Annotated in this window: 17 protein-coding genes; 7 read left to right on the top strand and 10 right to left on the bottom strand. The window is 72.2% G+C overall.

Annotated elements, in window-relative coordinates:
• Positions 1-44: 44 nt before the first annotated feature.
• Positions 45-941 (bottom strand): RNA polymerase sigma factor SigF, encoded by an 897-nt coding sequence (locus AB0K92_RS20190; RefSeq protein WP_166004526.1) that lies wholly within the window; start codon positions 939-941, stop codon positions 45-47.
• 365 nt (positions 942-1,306) lie between these two features.
• Here AB0K92_RS20190 and AB0K92_RS20185 point away from each other — a divergent pair, with 365 nt between their 5' ends.
• Complete coding sequence (locus tag AB0K92_RS20185) at positions 1,307-1,729, top strand: helix-turn-helix transcriptional regulator (protein ID WP_365924653.1); 423 nt, start codon at positions 1,307-1,309, stop codon at positions 1,727-1,729.
• 22 nt (positions 1,730-1,751) lie between these two features.
• Here the strand turns inward: AB0K92_RS20185 and AB0K92_RS20180 are convergent, their stop codons facing one another.
• From AB0K92_RS20180 to AB0K92_RS20170, 3 genes are all read right to left on the bottom strand, one after another.
• A complete protein-coding gene (locus tag AB0K92_RS20180) occupies positions 1,752-2,354 on the bottom strand; it encodes an ATP-dependent Clp protease proteolytic subunit (protein WP_365924651.1) in 603 nt (200 codons plus the stop codon).
• A 2-nt stretch (positions 2,355-2,356) separates the two neighbouring features.
• The gene (locus tag AB0K92_RS20175; RefSeq protein ID WP_365924649.1) at positions 2,357-2,995 is read right to left on the bottom strand and encodes an ATP-dependent Clp protease proteolytic subunit; all 639 of its coding nucleotides are present in this window, start codon (positions 2,993-2,995) and stop codon (positions 2,357-2,359) included.
• Positions 2,996-3,130: 135 nt separating this feature from the next.
• Positions 3,131-4,333 (bottom strand): epoxide hydrolase family protein, encoded by a 1,203-nt coding sequence (locus AB0K92_RS20170; RefSeq protein ID WP_365924647.1) that lies wholly within the window; start codon positions 4,331-4,333, stop codon positions 3,131-3,133.
• 127 nt (positions 4,334-4,460) lie between these two features.
• Between AB0K92_RS20170 and AB0K92_RS20165 the strand changes: the two genes are divergently transcribed.
• Positions 4,461-4,943: a VOC family protein gene (locus tag AB0K92_RS20165; protein WP_365924645.1), complete on the top strand. Its 483-nt coding sequence runs from the start codon at positions 4,461-4,463 to the stop codon at positions 4,941-4,943.
• Positions 4,944-4,947: 4 nt separating this feature from the next.
• On the opposite strand, the gene AB0K92_RS20160 is transcribed toward AB0K92_RS20165, so the two are convergent.
• Complete coding sequence (locus tag AB0K92_RS20160; RefSeq protein WP_365924643.1) at positions 4,948-5,865, bottom strand: SGNH/GDSL hydrolase family protein; 918 nt, start codon at positions 5,863-5,865, stop codon at positions 4,948-4,950.
• 232 nt (positions 5,866-6,097) lie between these two features.
• Here AB0K92_RS20160 and AB0K92_RS20155 point away from each other — a divergent pair, with 232 nt between their 5' ends.
• Both AB0K92_RS20155 and AB0K92_RS20150 read left to right on the top strand, forming a co-directional pair.
• On the top strand, positions 6,098-6,901 hold the full coding sequence (locus AB0K92_RS20155) for a VOC family protein (RefSeq protein ID WP_365924641.1): 804 nt from the start codon (positions 6,098-6,100) through the stop codon (positions 6,899-6,901).
• A 38-nt stretch (positions 6,902-6,939) separates the two neighbouring features.
• Complete coding sequence (locus tag AB0K92_RS20150) at positions 6,940-7,638, top strand: ribonuclease H (RefSeq protein ID WP_365924639.1); 699 nt, start codon at positions 6,940-6,942, stop codon at positions 7,636-7,638.
• Between the two features lie 74 nt (positions 7,639-7,712).
• Here the strand turns inward: AB0K92_RS20150 and AB0K92_RS20145 are convergent, their stop codons facing one another.
• The 3 genes from AB0K92_RS20145 to AB0K92_RS20135 all read right to left on the bottom strand — a co-directional run bounded on the left by AB0K92_RS20145 (position 7,713) and on the right by AB0K92_RS20135 (position 9,533).
• Positions 7,713-8,162: an SRPBCC family protein gene (locus AB0K92_RS20145; protein WP_165995420.1), complete on the bottom strand. Its 450-nt coding sequence runs from the start codon at positions 8,160-8,162 to the stop codon at positions 7,713-7,715.
• A gap of 103 nt (positions 8,163-8,265) precedes the next feature.
• Positions 8,266-9,096: a tyrosinase family protein gene (locus tag AB0K92_RS20140; RefSeq protein ID WP_365924637.1), complete on the bottom strand. Its 831-nt coding sequence runs from the start codon at positions 9,094-9,096 to the stop codon at positions 8,266-8,268.
• 32 nt (positions 9,097-9,128) lie between these two features.
• Complete coding sequence (locus AB0K92_RS20135; protein ID WP_365924635.1) at positions 9,129-9,533, bottom strand: tyrosinase cofactor; 405 nt, start codon at positions 9,531-9,533, stop codon at positions 9,129-9,131.
• 323 nt (positions 9,534-9,856) lie between these two features.
• Here AB0K92_RS20135 and AB0K92_RS20130 point away from each other — a divergent pair, with 323 nt between their 5' ends.
• The 3 genes from AB0K92_RS20130 (at position 9,857) to AB0K92_RS20120 (ending at position 12,722) form a co-directional block, all read left to right on the top strand.
• Positions 9,857-11,071 carry an FAD-dependent monooxygenase gene (locus AB0K92_RS20130; protein WP_365924743.1) on the top strand — a complete coding sequence of 405 codons (1,215 nt, stop codon included), beginning with the start codon at positions 9,857-9,859 and terminating at the stop codon, positions 11,069-11,071.
• A gap of 12 nt (positions 11,072-11,083) precedes the next feature.
• Positions 11,084-12,067, top strand: a complete 984-nt coding sequence (locus AB0K92_RS20125) for an aldo/keto reductase (RefSeq protein ID WP_365924633.1) — start codon at positions 11,084-11,086, stop codon at positions 12,065-12,067.
• A gap of 229 nt (positions 12,068-12,296) precedes the next feature.
• A complete protein-coding gene (locus AB0K92_RS20120; RefSeq protein WP_365924741.1) occupies positions 12,297-12,722 on the top strand; it encodes a DUF6328 family protein in 426 nt (141 codons plus the stop codon).
• A gap of 180 nt (positions 12,723-12,902) precedes the next feature.
• Here AB0K92_RS20120 and AB0K92_RS20115 read toward each other — a convergent pair whose 3' ends face one another.
• Both AB0K92_RS20115 and AB0K92_RS20110 read right to left on the bottom strand, forming a co-directional pair.
• On the bottom strand, positions 12,903-13,328 hold the full coding sequence (locus AB0K92_RS20115; protein WP_365924631.1) for an SsgA family sporulation/cell division regulator: 426 nt from the start codon (positions 13,326-13,328) through the stop codon (positions 12,903-12,905).
• Between the two features lie 97 nt (positions 13,329-13,425).
• Complete coding sequence (locus AB0K92_RS20110) at positions 13,426-14,397, bottom strand: LLM class F420-dependent oxidoreductase (protein ID WP_365924629.1); 972 nt, start codon at positions 14,395-14,397, stop codon at positions 13,426-13,428.
• Between the last annotated feature and the right edge of the window lie 34 nt (positions 14,398-14,431).

The raw sequence follows: 14,431 nt of genomic DNA, 5'->3' as shown, positions 1-14,431 counted from the left end.
GCACGCCCCGGATGCCGTCGGTCCCGTCCCGGGGGCCCCGCGGCTCAGACGCGGTCCAGCTCTCCGAGCATGCCCTCGCGTAGCCGCACGATGATCCGCTTCAGCAGCCGGGACACGTGCATCTGCGAGCAGCCGAGCTGCTCACCGATCTCGGCCTGGGTCGCCTCCTCCACGAACCGCATGTGCAGGATGCGCCGGTCCCGCTCGTCCAGCTCGGCCATCAGCGGGGCCAGCGACTGGAAGTCCTCGACGAGCCGCAGCCCGTGTTCCTCGACACCGATGAAGTCGGCCAGCACGGCCTCGCCGTTCTCCGGCCCGTCACCGGTCAGCGCCGCGTCCAGGGACGAGGAGTTGTAGCCGTTGGCCGCGATCTGGGCCTCGACGACCTCGTCCTCGGAGAGGTTCATCAGCGTGGCCAGCTCGGCCACCGTGGGCTCCCGGTCCAGCCTGCTGGACAGCTCCTCGCGCGCCTTGGCCAGCTCCACGCGCAGTTCCTGGAGCCGGCGCGGGACGTGCACGGCCCAGGTGGTGTCGCGGAAGAAGCGCTTGATCTCGCCGACGATGTACGGCAGCGCGAAGGAGGTGAACTCGACCTCGCGGGACAGGTCGAACCGGTCGATGGCCTTGATCAGGCCGATCATGCCGGTCTGGACGACGTCCTCCATGTCGTCCCCGCGGCCCCGGAACCGCCCGGCGGCGAACCGCACGAGCGACATGTTCATCTCAATGAGGGTGTTGCGCGCGTACTGGTACTCGTGCGTGCCTTCCTCGAGCTCCTGCAGCCGGCGGAAGAACTGGCGGGACAGCTCCCGGGCGTCCCTGGGCGCCACGGCCCGCGGGTCCACGACCACCGGCTCCCGCACCTGGTCCGTCCCGGCCCGGTTCTCCTCGACGAGCGGTGCCTGAGACCCGGTCACGGCGGTGGCGGTGGCGGTGTCCATTACCTCTCCCACGAAAGTCATGGTGCGACGTCTGCCTCTTCGGACGATGCTGCAGTTGTGTCCTCGCGTCGCGGTGACGCATCCGTGCGGGTACCCGGACTGTCGCCGACCATGCACTCTTTGTTTCAAGGCGGCGCGAAACAGTCGCCACGCTACCTCCATTCCGCCCTGTGCGGTGCACCGCGTCCGCGGGACCGAGCGCGACCGAGCCAGACCAAGGGGGGGACCAAGCGGGAGAGCGGGGTCCGGGGGCATGCGCGCGGCGCGGGCGAGAGGGCCGCGAACCGCCGGGCGATTCGCCCGATTCCACCGAGGGCGGAACGCCGCGCCCTTCCCGTGCGGCGCCCCGCTCCTAGGCTGGAGAGGTGACGAACCAAGCGCCGAACGAAGCCCGTGTCATCCCCCTGCGGCCCCGCGCCACCGCACCGGCCCCGCACGGCCCGGCCCCGCGCCCCGCGGCACCGGCCCCGCGCCCCGCGCTCAAGGAGCCGCTCTGGCGCGACCTCGTCGGGGACGTCCTGCGGCGTGAACGGCTCGCCCAGGAGCGGACGCTGAAGGACGTCGCCGACGCGGCCCGGATCTCCATGCCGTATCTGTCGGAGGTGGAGCGGGGCCGCAAGGAGGCCTCCTCGGAGGTGCTCGCGGCCGCCGCCCACGCGCTCGGCCTCGGCCTCGGCGACCTGCTGACGCTGGCTCAGCGGGAGCTGGTCCGGGTCACCTCCCGCCCGGCCCGTCACGGCCGTACCACCACCACCTCGTCGTACGACGGACTCTGCCTGGCCGCCTGAGCCACCGGGCCCGGCCGGCGTCTCACCCCGTCGTGAGGCGCCGGCTCAGCACCTCGTCGGCCAGCCCGTACGCCACCGCCTCCCGCGCGGTGAACACCTTGTCCCGGTCCATGTCGGCCCGCAGCGTGGCGATGTCGTGACCGGTGTGCCGGGACAGTACCTCCTCCACCTGCGAGCGGATCCGCACCATCTCCTTCGCCTGCAGCGACAGGTCCGCGGCGGTGCCCTGGCGGCCGCCGGAGGCCGGCTGCCCCAGCAGCACCCGCGCGTGCTCCAGCACGAACCGCCGCCCCTTGTCACCGCCCGCCAGCAGCACGGCCGCCGTGGAGGCCGCCTGGCCGACGCAGAACGTGGAGATCGGCGCCTTCACGAAGGTCATCGTGTCGTAGATCGCCATCAGCGAGGTGTACGAGCCGCCCGGCGAGTTGATGTACACCGCGATCTCGGTGTCCGGCGCCGCCGACTCCAGATGCAGCAGTTGCGCGATGACGACGTTGGCGACGCCGTCGTCGATCTCGGTGCCGAGAAAGATGATCCGCTCCGACAGCAGCCGGCTGAACACGTCGTACGACCGCTCGCCCTGCGGGGTGCGCTCCACCACGTGCGGAATCGTGTAACTCCCCATGACTACAGCCCCGTCCGTCGACGCGTCGCGGCCGGCAGGACGGACGTGAAGGAGTCCACGATCCGGTCCACCATGCCGTACTCCCTGGCCTCCTCGGCCGTGAACCAGCGGTCGCGGTCCCCGTCCCGGGAGATGGTCTCCGGGCTCTGCCCGGTGTGCTCGGCGGTGATCCGCTCGATGGTGCGCTTGGTGAACTCCAGGTTCTGCGCCTGGATCTCGATGTCCGCCGTGGTCCCGCCGATGCCGCCCGACGGCTGGTGCATCATGATCCGCGCGTTCGGCAGCGCGTACCGCTTGCCGGGCGCGCCGACGCTGAGCAGGAACTGCCCCATGCTGGCCGCGAATCCCATCGCGAGCGTGGAGACGTCGTTGGGGATCAGCCGCATCGTGTCGTAGATGGCGAGACCGGCGTGCACCGAGCCGCCGGGGCTGTTGACGAGCAGGGTGATGTCGGTGCGCGGGTCCTCGGCGGACAGGATCAGCAGCTGGCTGCAGACCCGGTTCGCGGAGACCTCGTCGACCTGGGTGCCCAGCAGCACGATCCGCTGTCCGAGCAGTTGCGCGGCGAGATGGTCGTCGAAGCGGGTGGCAGGGGTGTCGCCCTCCTCGGCCCGCGGGGTGAGCTTGCTGAGTGGAGTCATCGGTTCTCCTCGTGGTGGCCCGGATGCCGTCCACTCCACTCTCGGCCGCGCGAGGCGCCCGCAGGCGTCTTCTCTGCCCGCCGCAGATTCGCCACGGGCAGAGCCCGCCTCGGCCCGGCTCGCCGGCTCCGCTCGTCAGCCCCGCTCGCGCAACTGCCGGAAGAACGCCCGTACGTCCGCCACCAGCAGCTCCGGCTCCTCCATCGCCGCGAAGTGCCCGCCCCGCGGCTGCTCCGTCCAGCGCACGATGTTCTCGGTGCGGTCGGCCTTGTGCCGCAGCGGGAGCTGGAGTTCGGCCGGGAAGAGGGCCACGGCGGTGGGCGCGGTGGACGGCTCGGTGGGCCGGGCGGCGCGGCCGGTGGCGTGCGCCCGCTCGTAGTAGATACGGGCCGAGGAACCGGCGGTGCCCGTCAGCCAGTACAGCATCACGTTCGTCAGCAGCCGGTCCCGGTCCACGGCCTCCTCGGGCAGCTCCTCGGAGTCCGTCCACTCCCGGAACTTCTCCACGATCCAAGCGAGTTGGCCCACGGGCGAGTCGGTCAGCGCGTACGCCAGGGTCTGCGGCCGGGTCGCCTGGAGCACCGCGTACCCGGTGCCCTCGCTCGACCAGGCCTGCCACCCGCGCCAGGAGGCGAGCGTCCGCTCCCGCTCCTCCGGTTCGAGGGCCGCCAGCTCCTCCTCGGCCGGCTCCGAGGTCGCCTGGGCGCCCGGCAGCAGGTTCAGATGGACGCCGAGCACCCGGTCGGGGTGGGCGCGGCCCAGCTCGCGGGAGATGGCTGCGCCCCAGTCGCCGCCCTGCGCGCCGAACCGCTCGTAGCCGAGCCGGCTCATCAGTTCCGCCCAGGCGTCGGCGACCCGGCCGGCCTCCCAGCCGGGCTCGGCCGTGGGCCCGGACAGCCCGAAGCCGGGAATGCTCGGCACCACCACGTGGAACGCGTCCGCCGGATCCCCGCCGTGCGCCGCCGGATCGGTCAACGGCCCGACCACGTCGAGGAATTCGACGATCGAGCCGGGCCAGCCGTGGGTGAGGACCAGCGGGGTGGCGTCCGGGACGGGGGAGCGGATGTGCGCGAAGTGCACGGTCGCCCCGTCGATCGTGGTGGTGAACTGCGGCCACTCGTTCAGCCGTGCCTCGGCGGCCCGCCAGTCGTACGCGTGCCGCCAGTGGTGCACCAGCTCCCGCAGATAGCCGGCCGGCACACCGTACGACCAGCCCACCCCCGGCAGCTGGTCCGGCCAGCGGGTGCGGTCGAGGCGGTCGTGGAGATCGGCGAGATCGGCCTCGGGAACGGCGAGGCGGAAGGGGCGGATCGCGTCCGTGGACGGTGACGTGGTCATGCCCGCGATGTTAGGTGCCTGGGGCGACGAAGCCACCCGAATTGTTTCTCCGCCGCGGCCGATGAGTTTCCCGGCGGGCGGCGGTCCACACTCACGACCGCGTTCCGCCCCCGCACTGGAGGTAGCCATGACCGCCGACGGATTCACCACCTGTCTCTGGTTCGACACCGAGGCCGAGGAAGCCGCCCACCACTACGTCTCCATCTTCAAGAACTCCAGCATCGGCAGGGTCGCCCGCTACCCCGAGGGAGCCCCCCGCCCGGCCGGCACCGTGATGACGGTCGAGTTCACGGCCAACGGCCAGCGGTTCCTGGCCCTCAACGGCGGCCCGGAGTTCAGGTTCAACGAGGCGGTGTCCTTCATCATCCACTGCGAGAACCAGGAGGAGGTCGACTACTACTGGACCAAGCTGACCGAGAACGGCGGCGAGCCCGGCCCCTGCGGCTGGCTCAAGGACAAGTACGGCGTGTCCTGGCAGGTCACCCCGGACCGGCTCGAGGAGATGGTCAGCGACCCGGACCCGGCGAAGGCGCAGCGCGCGATGGCCGCGATGATGTCGATGGGCAAGCTCGACATCGCCGCCCTGGAGCGGGCGTACGCGGGCGAGTGACGGCTCAGCCGCCGTCCTCGGCCGCCGAGCCGGCCACCCGGGCGACCGCTCGGGCGATCTCCCGGGCGATGCGCACGACACCGGGGGAGCGCACCGGGCACGGCTTCGGGTCGGACGTCGTCGGGGCGAGACAGAAGTGCAGGTAGTCGTCGTCCCGGTGCAGGGCGGTACGGCCGCTGCCCGGCTCCGTGCAGTAGTCCGGGTGCGCCCGCTCCCAGGCGGTGCACGGCAGGAACCGGACCCAGGTGTGGCGTCCGGAGGCGGGGCTGACGGCACGGCCCGCGTCGGCCACCAGGCCGCCGGAGGCGGCGGCCCGCTCCGCGTAGACGGCGTTCACCTTCCGCACCCGCTCCGGGGTGATCGGGTCCGGTCCCTGGAGCACCCACACGATCCGCGGCGGGGACTGTCCCCCGGCGTCCGTGATCTGCTCCGCGAGGCGCCGCGCGTCGGCGGCGTACCGCTGGAGATAGCGGTCCGGCGCGGCGTCGTAGGTGATCCCGTCCATGCAGGGGGTGTAGCCCCAGGCGTTGCCCCAGAACTGGAGCACCACGACGTCCGGCCGCACCGAGCGCACCAGCGCCGCCGCCTTGTCCGCGCCGGGCACGAGGGACCGCTCGCCGGTGCCCTCCAGGTAGTCGCAGAGGGTGGTGCCGGAGTACGGGGCGCTGGTGTAGCGGGCCTTCAGGTCGCGGCGCAGCTCCTGGCCGAGGACCCGCTGGTTCTCCATCGCCAGCGAGTCGCCGAGATACAGCACGGCCGGGGGCCGCGCGGGCGCGGCGGGTGCCTTCCGGTGCGTGGTGGCCGACGCCTTCGGCGAGGACGGGGCGGCCGGTGGTCCGGCGGCCCCGGACGCCGGATCCCCGCATCCGCCCAGCAGCAGCGCACCGGCCAGTGCCCACCCCGCCGCCCACCGTCCGCGCATCCGGTCACCCCCGCCCCGCCGCCGACACGGCTCCCCAGGCAAGCACAGCCCGGCGGCGGGCGGAAGACACGCGTCGGACGCGGCCGGCCGCGATCGGCAAATACGGGAAACCGCCGTCGCGACAGGCGCCCCAGGGCACCCGGGAGGGAGCGGGCTCGGCGCGCGGCGCGCCCGGTGCGTGGCTAGCGTGAAGAACCGGACCATCCCGCGCAACCGGAAGAGGGCCGCGATCATGGCCGTGAAACCTGAGGGGCACCCCTGCTGGGCGGACGCGATGTTCACCGACCTGGAGGGGGCCAAGAGCTTCTACGGCGACGTCCTCGGCTGGACCTTCGGCGAGTCGCAGACGGAGTACGGCAACTACACCGAGGCGTACCGCGACGGCAAGGCGGTCGCCGCGATCGTCCCGCCGGTGCCCGGCCAGGAGGGCCGGTCGCAGTGGTGTCTGTACCTCGCCGCCCCGGACGCCGCCGCCACCGCCGCAAAGATCAGGGAGAACGGCGGCGAGCTGGTCATGGGCCCGATGCCGGTCGGCGACCAGGGCACCATGTGCCTGGCCCGCGACCCCGGCGGCGTCGTCTTCGGCGTCTGGCAGGCGGGCGGCCACGAGGGGTTCCAGGCGGAGATGGGCACGCCGGGCGCGTACTGCTGGGCGGAGGTCTTCACCCGGGACGCCGAGGGGGCCGACGCCTTCTTCCCGGCCGTCTTCCCCTACACGGCCCAGCGGATGGAGGACGACGACATCGACTTCCGGGTCTACAACGCCGGGGGTGCCCCCGTGCTCGGCCGGATGAGGATGACCGACGACGACTTCCCGCCCGAGGTGCCGTCGTACGTCAACGTCTACTTCGGCGTCCCCGACTGCGACGAGGCGGTCGCGAAGGCCACCCGGCTCGGTGCCGAGCTCGGGTTCGGCCCGATGAGCAGCCCCTTCGGGCGGTTCGCCGCGCTCGTCGACCCGCAGGGCGCGAGATTCTCGGTGATCGACACCACGACCACCGAGGGGGAGATGCCGCAGCTCACCGACGTCTCCTGACGCGACCGTCGGCGACCGGCGCCCGGCCGGGCCATGGCATGATCGGACACATGCGTGAACGAGTGGTGGCCGCGTGCGACGGGGCATCGAAGGGAAACCCCGGGCCGGCGGGCTGGGCCTGGGTCGTCGCCGACGAGACGGAGACGCCCGCCCGGTGGGAAGCGGGCCCGCTCGGCCGGGCCACCAACAACGTCGCCGAACTGACCGCCCTGGAGCGGCTGCTCGCGGCGACCGACCCGGCCGTGCCGCTGGAGATCCGCATGGACTCGCAGTACGCGATGAAGGCCGTGACGACCTGGCTGCCCGGCTGGAAGCGCAACGGCTGGAAGACCTCGGCGGGCAAGCCGGTCGCCAACCAGGACCTGGTCGTGCGGATCGACGAGCTGCTCGACGGCCGCTCGGTCGAGTTCCGTTACGTCCCCGCCCACCAGGTGGACGGCGACCCGCTCAACGACTTCGCCGACCGCGCCGCCAGCCAGGCGGCCTCCGTCCAGGAACCGGCGGGCAGCGCCCTCGGCTCCCCCGAGCCGCCGCCCGCCCCGGACGCCCCCGTCAAGACGCAGCGCGGCCGCCGCGCCCCGGCGACTCGCAAGGGCGGCGGCGGCTCGGCGCGCACCATCAAGGCCAAGTTCCCCGGCCGCTGCGCGTGCGGCCGCTCCTACGCGGCGGGCGAACCCATCGCCAAGAACGACCGGGGCTGGGGCCACCCGGAGTGCCGCACCGCGCCCGTCGGCTGAGGCAGGGGGCGGCACTGCACCGCGGGCCGGGGCGCGGCGTACCACCGGCACGCCGCGCCGGGAGCGCGGGGGCGTCAGACCGCGCCGCGCCAGCCCCCGGTCTCCTGCCCGCGCTTCTCGATGAACTGCTTGAAGCGCTCCAGGTCGCCCTTGGTCTGCCGCTTCACGAAGCCCAGCTTGTCACCGACCTTCTCGGTGGCGCTCTCCGGCTGGAACTCCATCTGGAGCATCACCTTGGTGTGGTCGTCGTCGAGACGGTGGAAGGTCACCACACCGGCCTGCCGGGCGTCGCCCGCGACGGTCGTCCAGGCGACCCGCTCGTCCGGGACCTGCTCGGTGATCCGCGCGTCGAACTCCCGCTGCACCCCGTCGACCTTCGTCACCCAGTGGGTGAGCGTGTCGGTGCGCTGCTCGACGCGCTCCACGCCGCTCATGAACTCGGGGAAGGTCTCGAACTGCGTCCACTGGTTGTACGCGGTGCGCACCGGGACGGCGACCTCGATGGATTCCTCGACCTGCGACATGCCGCGGTCACTCCTTTCGTCGTTCGTCGTTCGTCGTACGGCTCCGGGGCGGGTACCCGTGACCGGCGCGGGGATGCACGCGGAGTGACCGGCCGTCCGGTGGTCAGTCGGGGTCGGTGTCGAAGGTGTAGTGCGGCGTGTGGTCCAGGAGAGCGGCCGGGGCGGTGTCGTTCCACGGCTTCATCGTCTCGTTCAGGTCCACCACGTTCGGCGTCCCGGCGGCGGGCAGATAACCCGCGTCGGGGTGGCGGCGCTGCCACTCGGTCCACAGCTTGTCGATGTAGGCGTGGTGCAGCCAGAACACCGGGTCGTTGGGCGACACCCCGGTGGCCATCTGCCCGCCCACCCACACGTGCACGCGGTTGTGCAGATTGACGCCGCGCCAGCCCTCCAGATGGTTGCGGAACCCGTCCGAGCCGCTGTTCCACGGCGCCATGTCGTACGTCGCCATGGCGAGCACCGACTCCACCTCCGCCCGCGTCGGCAGCTCCCGCACGGCGACGCCGAGCGCCCGCCGCAGATACGTACGCCCGTCGACGCGCACGGTGACCGGCCAGTTGCCGGCCGACGCCGCGAACGGGCCGTCCATCACCCGGCCGTCCAGGCTGCGCCCGGTGCCGCCCATGAAGTCCGGCGCCCACAGCGAGGACCGCGTGGTGCGGTCGGCGGACCAGTCCCAGTACGGCAGCGCGACCGAGGCGTCCACCGATTGCAGGGCCCGTTCGAACTCCAGCAGGAATCTGCGGTGCCAGGGCAGGAACGAGGGGGAACGGTGGCCGGTGCGTTCGCCGTTGTCGGTGTCACCGACGATGAAGGCGTTGTGGGTGGTGACGAACTCGTCGTAGCGGCCGCTGCGCTTGAGTTCCAGGACGGCGGCGACGAACCGCCGCTTCTCGTCGGCGGTCAGGGTGGCCTGGTTCTTGCGGACGGTCATGTGCGCGTGCTCCAAAAGGCGTTGCGTGCGGATCAGTTGGCGGGGAACGGCAGCAGCCGCGCGCCCTGGAGTTCGTCGACCGCGGCCCGCGCGGCGGCCCGCGGGCTGGGCACCGGGTCGTAGTGGCTGACGACGCTGATCCAGCTGCCGTCGGCGTTGCGCATCACATGCAGCTCCACCCCGTCGATGAACACGGCGTAGCCGCCGCCGTGGTGCTGGTGATGGCCGCCGGCCGTCCGGCCCTGTATTCGGCGGCCCTTGTAGACCTCGTCGAAAGAGGCGGGGGCGGCGGGCGCGGCGGGGGCGGGGGAGTGGCCCGAGGCCTCATGGGCGTGTGCGGCGGCGTCGGCGGACGGGGCGGCGAGCGCCTGGGTACCGGCTGCGGCGGCGAGGGCGGCGGCCGTGCCGAGGGCGCTGCGTCGGCTGAGTTCCGGCATGCGGACCTCCAGGGATGCGGTGGGTCGGATGACTCCGCATGCCTATCGGGCCGCCCGGCACCCCGGCGAACGGTTGGCTGCGATCCGGACAATTACCCACATGTCGTACAGTGTTGAACCAAGTTGATCTTGCCGGTGAAGATCGTCCGGTGTGGCCGGAACGGGCAATTCCTTCCGTGGGGCCCCTGTTTCGCGAGGTAACTTGCCCCGTCCCGGCGTCCGCAGTGGCGCGGCTCACGCCGGAAAGCTGACGCAAACCGCCGTCCGGTGGCTGCTACCCTGCGTGTCCCCATAACCACAAGAGGTAGTTACCAGAGGTGCGTGTGAAGGTCGCCTGCGTCGGCGGCGGGCCCGCCGGCCTGTATCTGTCGATCCTGCTCAAGCTCCAGGACCCCTCCCACGAGATCACCGTCCACGAGCGCAACCCGGAGGGCTCCACCTACGGGTGGGGCGTCACCTACTGGCGCGGCCTGCTCGACCGGCTCCACCTGCACGACCCCGAGTCGGCACGCGCCCTCGACGAGGCGTCCGTCCGCTGGACCGACGGCGTCGCCCACATCGGCGACCACACCGTCCGGCACACCGGCGACCAGGGCTTCGGCATCGGCCGCCACCGCCTGCTGGAGATCCTGGCCGCCCGCGCCCGCTCCCTCGGCGTCCGCCTGGAATACGACCAGGAGATCACCGCCGACCGGCTGCCCGACGCCGACCTCGTGGTGGCCGCCGACGGCGTCCGCAGCGCGCTGCGCACCCGGTACGCCGACCACTTCGGCACCGAGGTGACAGCGGGCCGCAACCCCTACATCTGGCTCGGCACCACCAAGGTCTTCGACGCCTTCACCTTCGGCTTCACCGAGACCGACCACGGCTGGATCTGGTGCTACGGCTACGGCTACGGCGCCGACCGCTCCACCTGCGTCGTCGAGTGCGCCCCCGAGACCTGGACCGCCCTCGGACTGGACCGGGCGGACGAGGCCGAGGGCCTGGTCCTGCTGGAGAAGCTGTTCGCCGGCGTCCTCGACGGGCACCGCCTCATCGGCCGCTCCCGCGGCGACGGCAGCGTCCCCTGGCTGACCTTCCGCACCCTCACCAACCGCACCTGGCACCGCGGCCACCTCGTCCTCGTCGGCGACGCCGCGCACACCACCCACTACTCCATCGGCGCCGGCACCACCCTCGCCCTGGAGGACGCCATCGCCCTGGCCGGCGCCCTGCGCGAGGCGCCCACCCTGCCCGAGGCCCTCGCCCGCTACGAACACCGGCGCAAGGCGGCCCTGCTGCCCGCGCAGAGCGCCGCCCGCTACAGCGCCCGGTGGTACGAGAACCTGCCCCGCTACCTCCGCCTCCCGCCCGAGCAGATGTTCGCCCTGCTCGGCCAGCGTCACTCGCCCCTGCTCCCGCACGTCCCGCCCCGGCTGTACTACCGCCTCGACCGGGCGGCCGGCAGCCTGGAGCCACTGCGCCGTTTCAAGCGCTGGCTCGGCCCGAGACTCGCCCGCGCCGCGCACACCCGCAGCCTGACCGGCAGGGACGGGTGACACACTGACGCCATGGAAGAGCGTGTATTCGAACGATGGGGTCAGCGGGCGTCCGTCATCGGCCTCGGGACCTGGCAGCTGGGCGCCGACTGGGGCGACGTCGACGACAAGGAAGCCCTCGCGGTGCTGGAGGCGGCCGCGGAGTCGGGCGTCACCTTCTTCGACACCGCCGACGTGTACGGCGACGGCCGCAGCGAGCAGACCATCGCCGCGTTCCTGCGCGGCCGGCCCGATCTGCATGTCCTCGTCGCGACCAAGATGGGCCGCCGCGTCGACCAGATCCCCGAGAACTACGTCCTGGACAACTTCCGCGCCTGGAACGACCGCTCCCGGCGCAACCTCGGCGTCGACCGCGTCGACCTCGTCCAGCTGCACTGCCCGCCGACCCCCGTCTACTCCTCCGACGAGGTGTACGACGCTCTCGACACCCTGGTCGCCGAGGAGCGGATCGCCGCCTACGGCGTCAGCGTCGAGACCTGCGCGGAGGCGCTGACCGCCATCGCCCGGCCGAACGTGGTCAGCGTGCAGATCATCCTCAACCCGTTCCGCATGAAGCCGCTGCGCGAGGTCCTGCCCGCCGCGCGGGAGGCCGGCGTGGGCGTCATCGCCCGGGTGCCGCTCGCCTCCGGCCTGCTGTCCGGCAAGTACACCAAGGACACGGTGTTCCCGGAGAACGACCACCGCACCTACAACCGGCACGGCGAGTCCTTCGACCAGGGCGAGACCTTCTCCGGCGTCGACTTCGCCACCGGCGTGGAGGCCGCCGCCGAGTTCTCCGCCCTCGCCCCCGACGGGTACACCCCCGCCCAGCTGGCACTGCGCTGGATCGCCCAGCAGCCCGGCGTGACCACGGTGATCCCCGGCGCCCGCTCGCCGGAGCAGGCCCGCGCCAACACGGCCGCCGCCACGCTGCCGCCGCTGTCCGACGCCACGCTGGAGGCGATCCGCGACCTCTACGACCGGCGGATCAAGGACCAGGTCGAGGGCCGCTGGTAACGCTCTGCTCACCGGACCCCCTCGTCAGGACAGTTCCGCCGCCGAGGGGGAACCCGGACGGGAAACACCAGGTCGTTTCCACCGGGGAGGCAGCGTCGTGACGGCCGCCGAAGACAAGGCGAAGGACAGCGCGCAGGGCAACGCGAAGGACAGCGCGAGGGACAGCGCGAAGGGCACCGAGACGAGGCCCAGGGGACGCAACGAGACCGAGGAGGAGAGAGCCGACCGGATGTGGGTCGAGCTGATCCAGGAGGTGCGCGTCGCCCAGATGGGCGTGCAGATCCTGTTCGGCTTCCTGCTGACGGTGGTCTTCACCCCGACGTACCGCGAGCTCGCGGACACCGACCGCACGATCTACATCGTCACGGTCGTCCTCGGCGCCGCCGCGACCGGCGCCCTGATCGGACCGGTGTCCCTGCACCGGCTGGTCTCCGGCCGCCGGATCAAACCGCAGGCGGTCAGGTGGGCGTCCCGCATGACCATCGTCGGACTGATCCTGCTGCTCGCCACCACCACCGCGTCGCTGCTGCTCATCCTGCGGGTGGCGACCCACGACGGCTTCGTGCCGTGGCTGGTCACCGGTGTACTGCTGTGGTATCTGCTGTGCTGGTTCGGGATACCGCTGTGGACCCGGCACCGGCACACCAGCCGCTGAACGTCGGCACCGGCGCGCGCCGAGCGCCGCTCATGCCTTCACGAGCCGGCGGCGGGTCCGGGACGCCCACGCGTCCCGGACCCGCCGCCGGTCCTTTTCCACCCAGCCCGTCGCGTTCCACCCAGCCCGTCGCGGTGTGACCCTCGGCTCACCGCGCCCCTCGGCTTCCCGCGACGATCTTCAGCTCTCCGCGATGACCTCGGCCAGGAAGTCGTCCACCCGCACCCGCTCCCGGCCGGGCGGCACCACGGCGTAGGTGTCGCGCAGGAACGCCGCGACCGCCGGCGCCCAGGCGAAGACGGCCGCGTGATGCTGCCCGCCGCCGGAGCGCGGGTCGCCGAAGAAGTCCAGCCGCAGCTCCTCCCAGTGGCCCGTCGCCACCGGCCGCATCCGGACGTCGCCGACACCGACCGGCCGGCGCAGTCCGTCGGCGAGCATCTCGCGGTCCAGCCGCCACCGGGCGAGCACCCGGCCGTCATGGCTGAACACCGCGGTGACGGCGTACGGATCCTCGGCCTCGTAGCCCAGGTGGGCGAGGACCGGGAAGCGGTCCGCGGTGCCGGCCTGGAGCTGGACGACCAGGGTCCTGTGCACGAAGGGGTTCACCACAAGGCCTCCGGGGAGAACGGACGTAAAACCTTCCAGTACCCGCTCCACGCACAAGATGCTCCGCCCTCCGGGTGATTCGTCCGGCCCGGCGGTCTCAGTCGAGGGCGTCGTGCAGCGCCGGCAGCAGGGTCTTCGCCGACCAGTCCAGGAACTCCGGCTGCGACTCGCCGCCGATCTGCACCAGCGCGATCTCGGTGAAACCGGCCTCGGCGTACGGGCGTACGGCCTCCACGAAGACCTCCGGGTCGTCGCCGCAGGGGATCGAGTCCGCCACGTCGTCGGGGGTGACGAACTGCGTGGCCGACTCGAAGGAGTCGGGGTGCGGCAGCTCGGAGTTCACCTTCCAGCCGTTGCCGAACCAGCGGAACTGGGCGTGCGCCCGCTTGACCGCCGCGTCCCGGTCGGTGTCGTAGCACACCGGCAGCTGGCCCACCCGGGGCTTGCCCGCACCGCCGTGCCGGTCGAACGCCTCCAGCAGCCCCGGCTTGGGCTCGGTGGCGATGACCAGGTCCGCCAACCGCCCCGCCAGCGCACAGGAGCGGTCACCGGAGACGGCGATGCCGATCGGCGGCGGCACGTCGGGCAGGTCCCACAGCCGCGCCGACTCCACGTCGAAGTGCTGACCGCGCCGCGTGACGTGCCCGCCCTCGAAGAGGGCCCGGATGATCTCGACGGCTTCCTCCAGCATCTCGTGCCGCACGTCCACCGGAGGCCAGCCGCCGCCCACCACGTGCTCGTTCAGGTTCTCGCCCGAGCCCAGGCCCAGCCGGAACCGGCCCTCGGACAGCAGCTGCAGGGTCGCCGCCTTCTGCGCCACCACCGCCGGGTGATAGCGGAAGGTCGGGCAGGTCACGTACGTCATGAGCGGGATACGGGACGTCGCCTGCGCCGCCGCTCCCAGCACGGCCCACGCGTACGGCGAGTGACCCTGCGCGCGCAGCCACGGGAAGTAGTGGTCCGAGGTCACCGAGAAGTCGAAGCCGACCTCCTCGGCCCGCACCACATGGTCGACCAGCTCACGGGGCCCGGCCTGCTCGGTCATCATCGTGTATCCGATTCGCACCATGACCGGCGAGTCCCCGGCCGGACGCGGCGAAAAC

This window comes from Streptomyces sp. NPDC052687, assembly GCF_040678395.1.
Lineage (GTDB): Bacteria > Actinomycetota > Actinomycetes > Streptomycetales > Streptomycetaceae > Streptomyces.
This window is presented reverse-complemented; position numbering and strand designations above follow the sequence as displayed.

What these genes read in the sequence shown, in the direction of transcription:
- AB0K92_RS20180 (WP_365924651.1), bottom strand. Translation starts at nt 2,354, where the DNA reads ATGGGGAGTTACACGATTCCGCACGTGGTGGAGCGCACCCCGCAGGGC.
- AB0K92_RS20190 (WP_166004526.1), bottom strand. Translation starts at nt 941, where the DNA reads ATGGACACCGCCACCGCCACCGCCGTGACCGGGTCTCAGGCACCGCTC.
- AB0K92_RS20145 (WP_165995420.1), bottom strand. Translation starts at nt 8,162, where the DNA reads ATGTCGCAGGTCGAGGAATCCATCGAGGTCGCCGTCCCGGTGCGCACC.
- AB0K92_RS20125 (WP_365924633.1), top strand. Translation starts at nt 11,084, where the DNA reads ATGGAAGAGCGTGTATTCGAACGATGGGGTCAGCGGGCGTCCGTCATC.
- AB0K92_RS20160 (WP_365924643.1), bottom strand. Translation starts at nt 5,865, where the DNA reads ATGCGCGGACGGTGGGCGGCGGGGTGGGCACTGGCCGGTGCGCTGCTG.
- AB0K92_RS20170 (WP_365924647.1), bottom strand. Translation starts at nt 4,333, where the DNA reads ATGACCACGTCACCGTCCACGGACGCGATCCGCCCCTTCCGCCTCGCC.
- AB0K92_RS20135 (WP_365924635.1), bottom strand. Translation starts at nt 9,533, where the DNA reads ATGCCGGAACTCAGCCGACGCAGCGCCCTCGGCACGGCCGCCGCCCTC.
- AB0K92_RS20155 (WP_365924641.1), top strand. Translation starts at nt 6,098, where the DNA reads ATGGCCGTGAAACCTGAGGGGCACCCCTGCTGGGCGGACGCGATGTTC.
- AB0K92_RS20175 (WP_365924649.1), bottom strand. Translation starts at nt 2,995, where the DNA reads ATGACTCCACTCAGCAAGCTCACCCCGCGGGCCGAGGAGGGCGACACC.
- AB0K92_RS20120 (WP_365924741.1), top strand. Translation starts at nt 12,297, where the DNA reads ATGTGGGTCGAGCTGATCCAGGAGGTGCGCGTCGCCCAGATGGGCGTG.
- AB0K92_RS20150 (WP_365924639.1), top strand. Translation starts at nt 6,940, where the DNA reads ATGATCGGACACATGCGTGAACGAGTGGTGGCCGCGTGCGACGGGGCA.
- AB0K92_RS20165 (WP_365924645.1), top strand. Translation starts at nt 4,461, where the DNA reads ATGACCGCCGACGGATTCACCACCTGTCTCTGGTTCGACACCGAGGCC.
- AB0K92_RS20140 (WP_365924637.1), bottom strand. Translation starts at nt 9,096, where the DNA reads ATGACCGTCCGCAAGAACCAGGCCACCCTGACCGCCGACGAGAAGCGG.
- AB0K92_RS20110 (WP_365924629.1), bottom strand. Translation starts at nt 14,397, where the DNA reads ATGGTGCGAATCGGATACACGATGATGACCGAGCAGGCCGGGCCCCGT.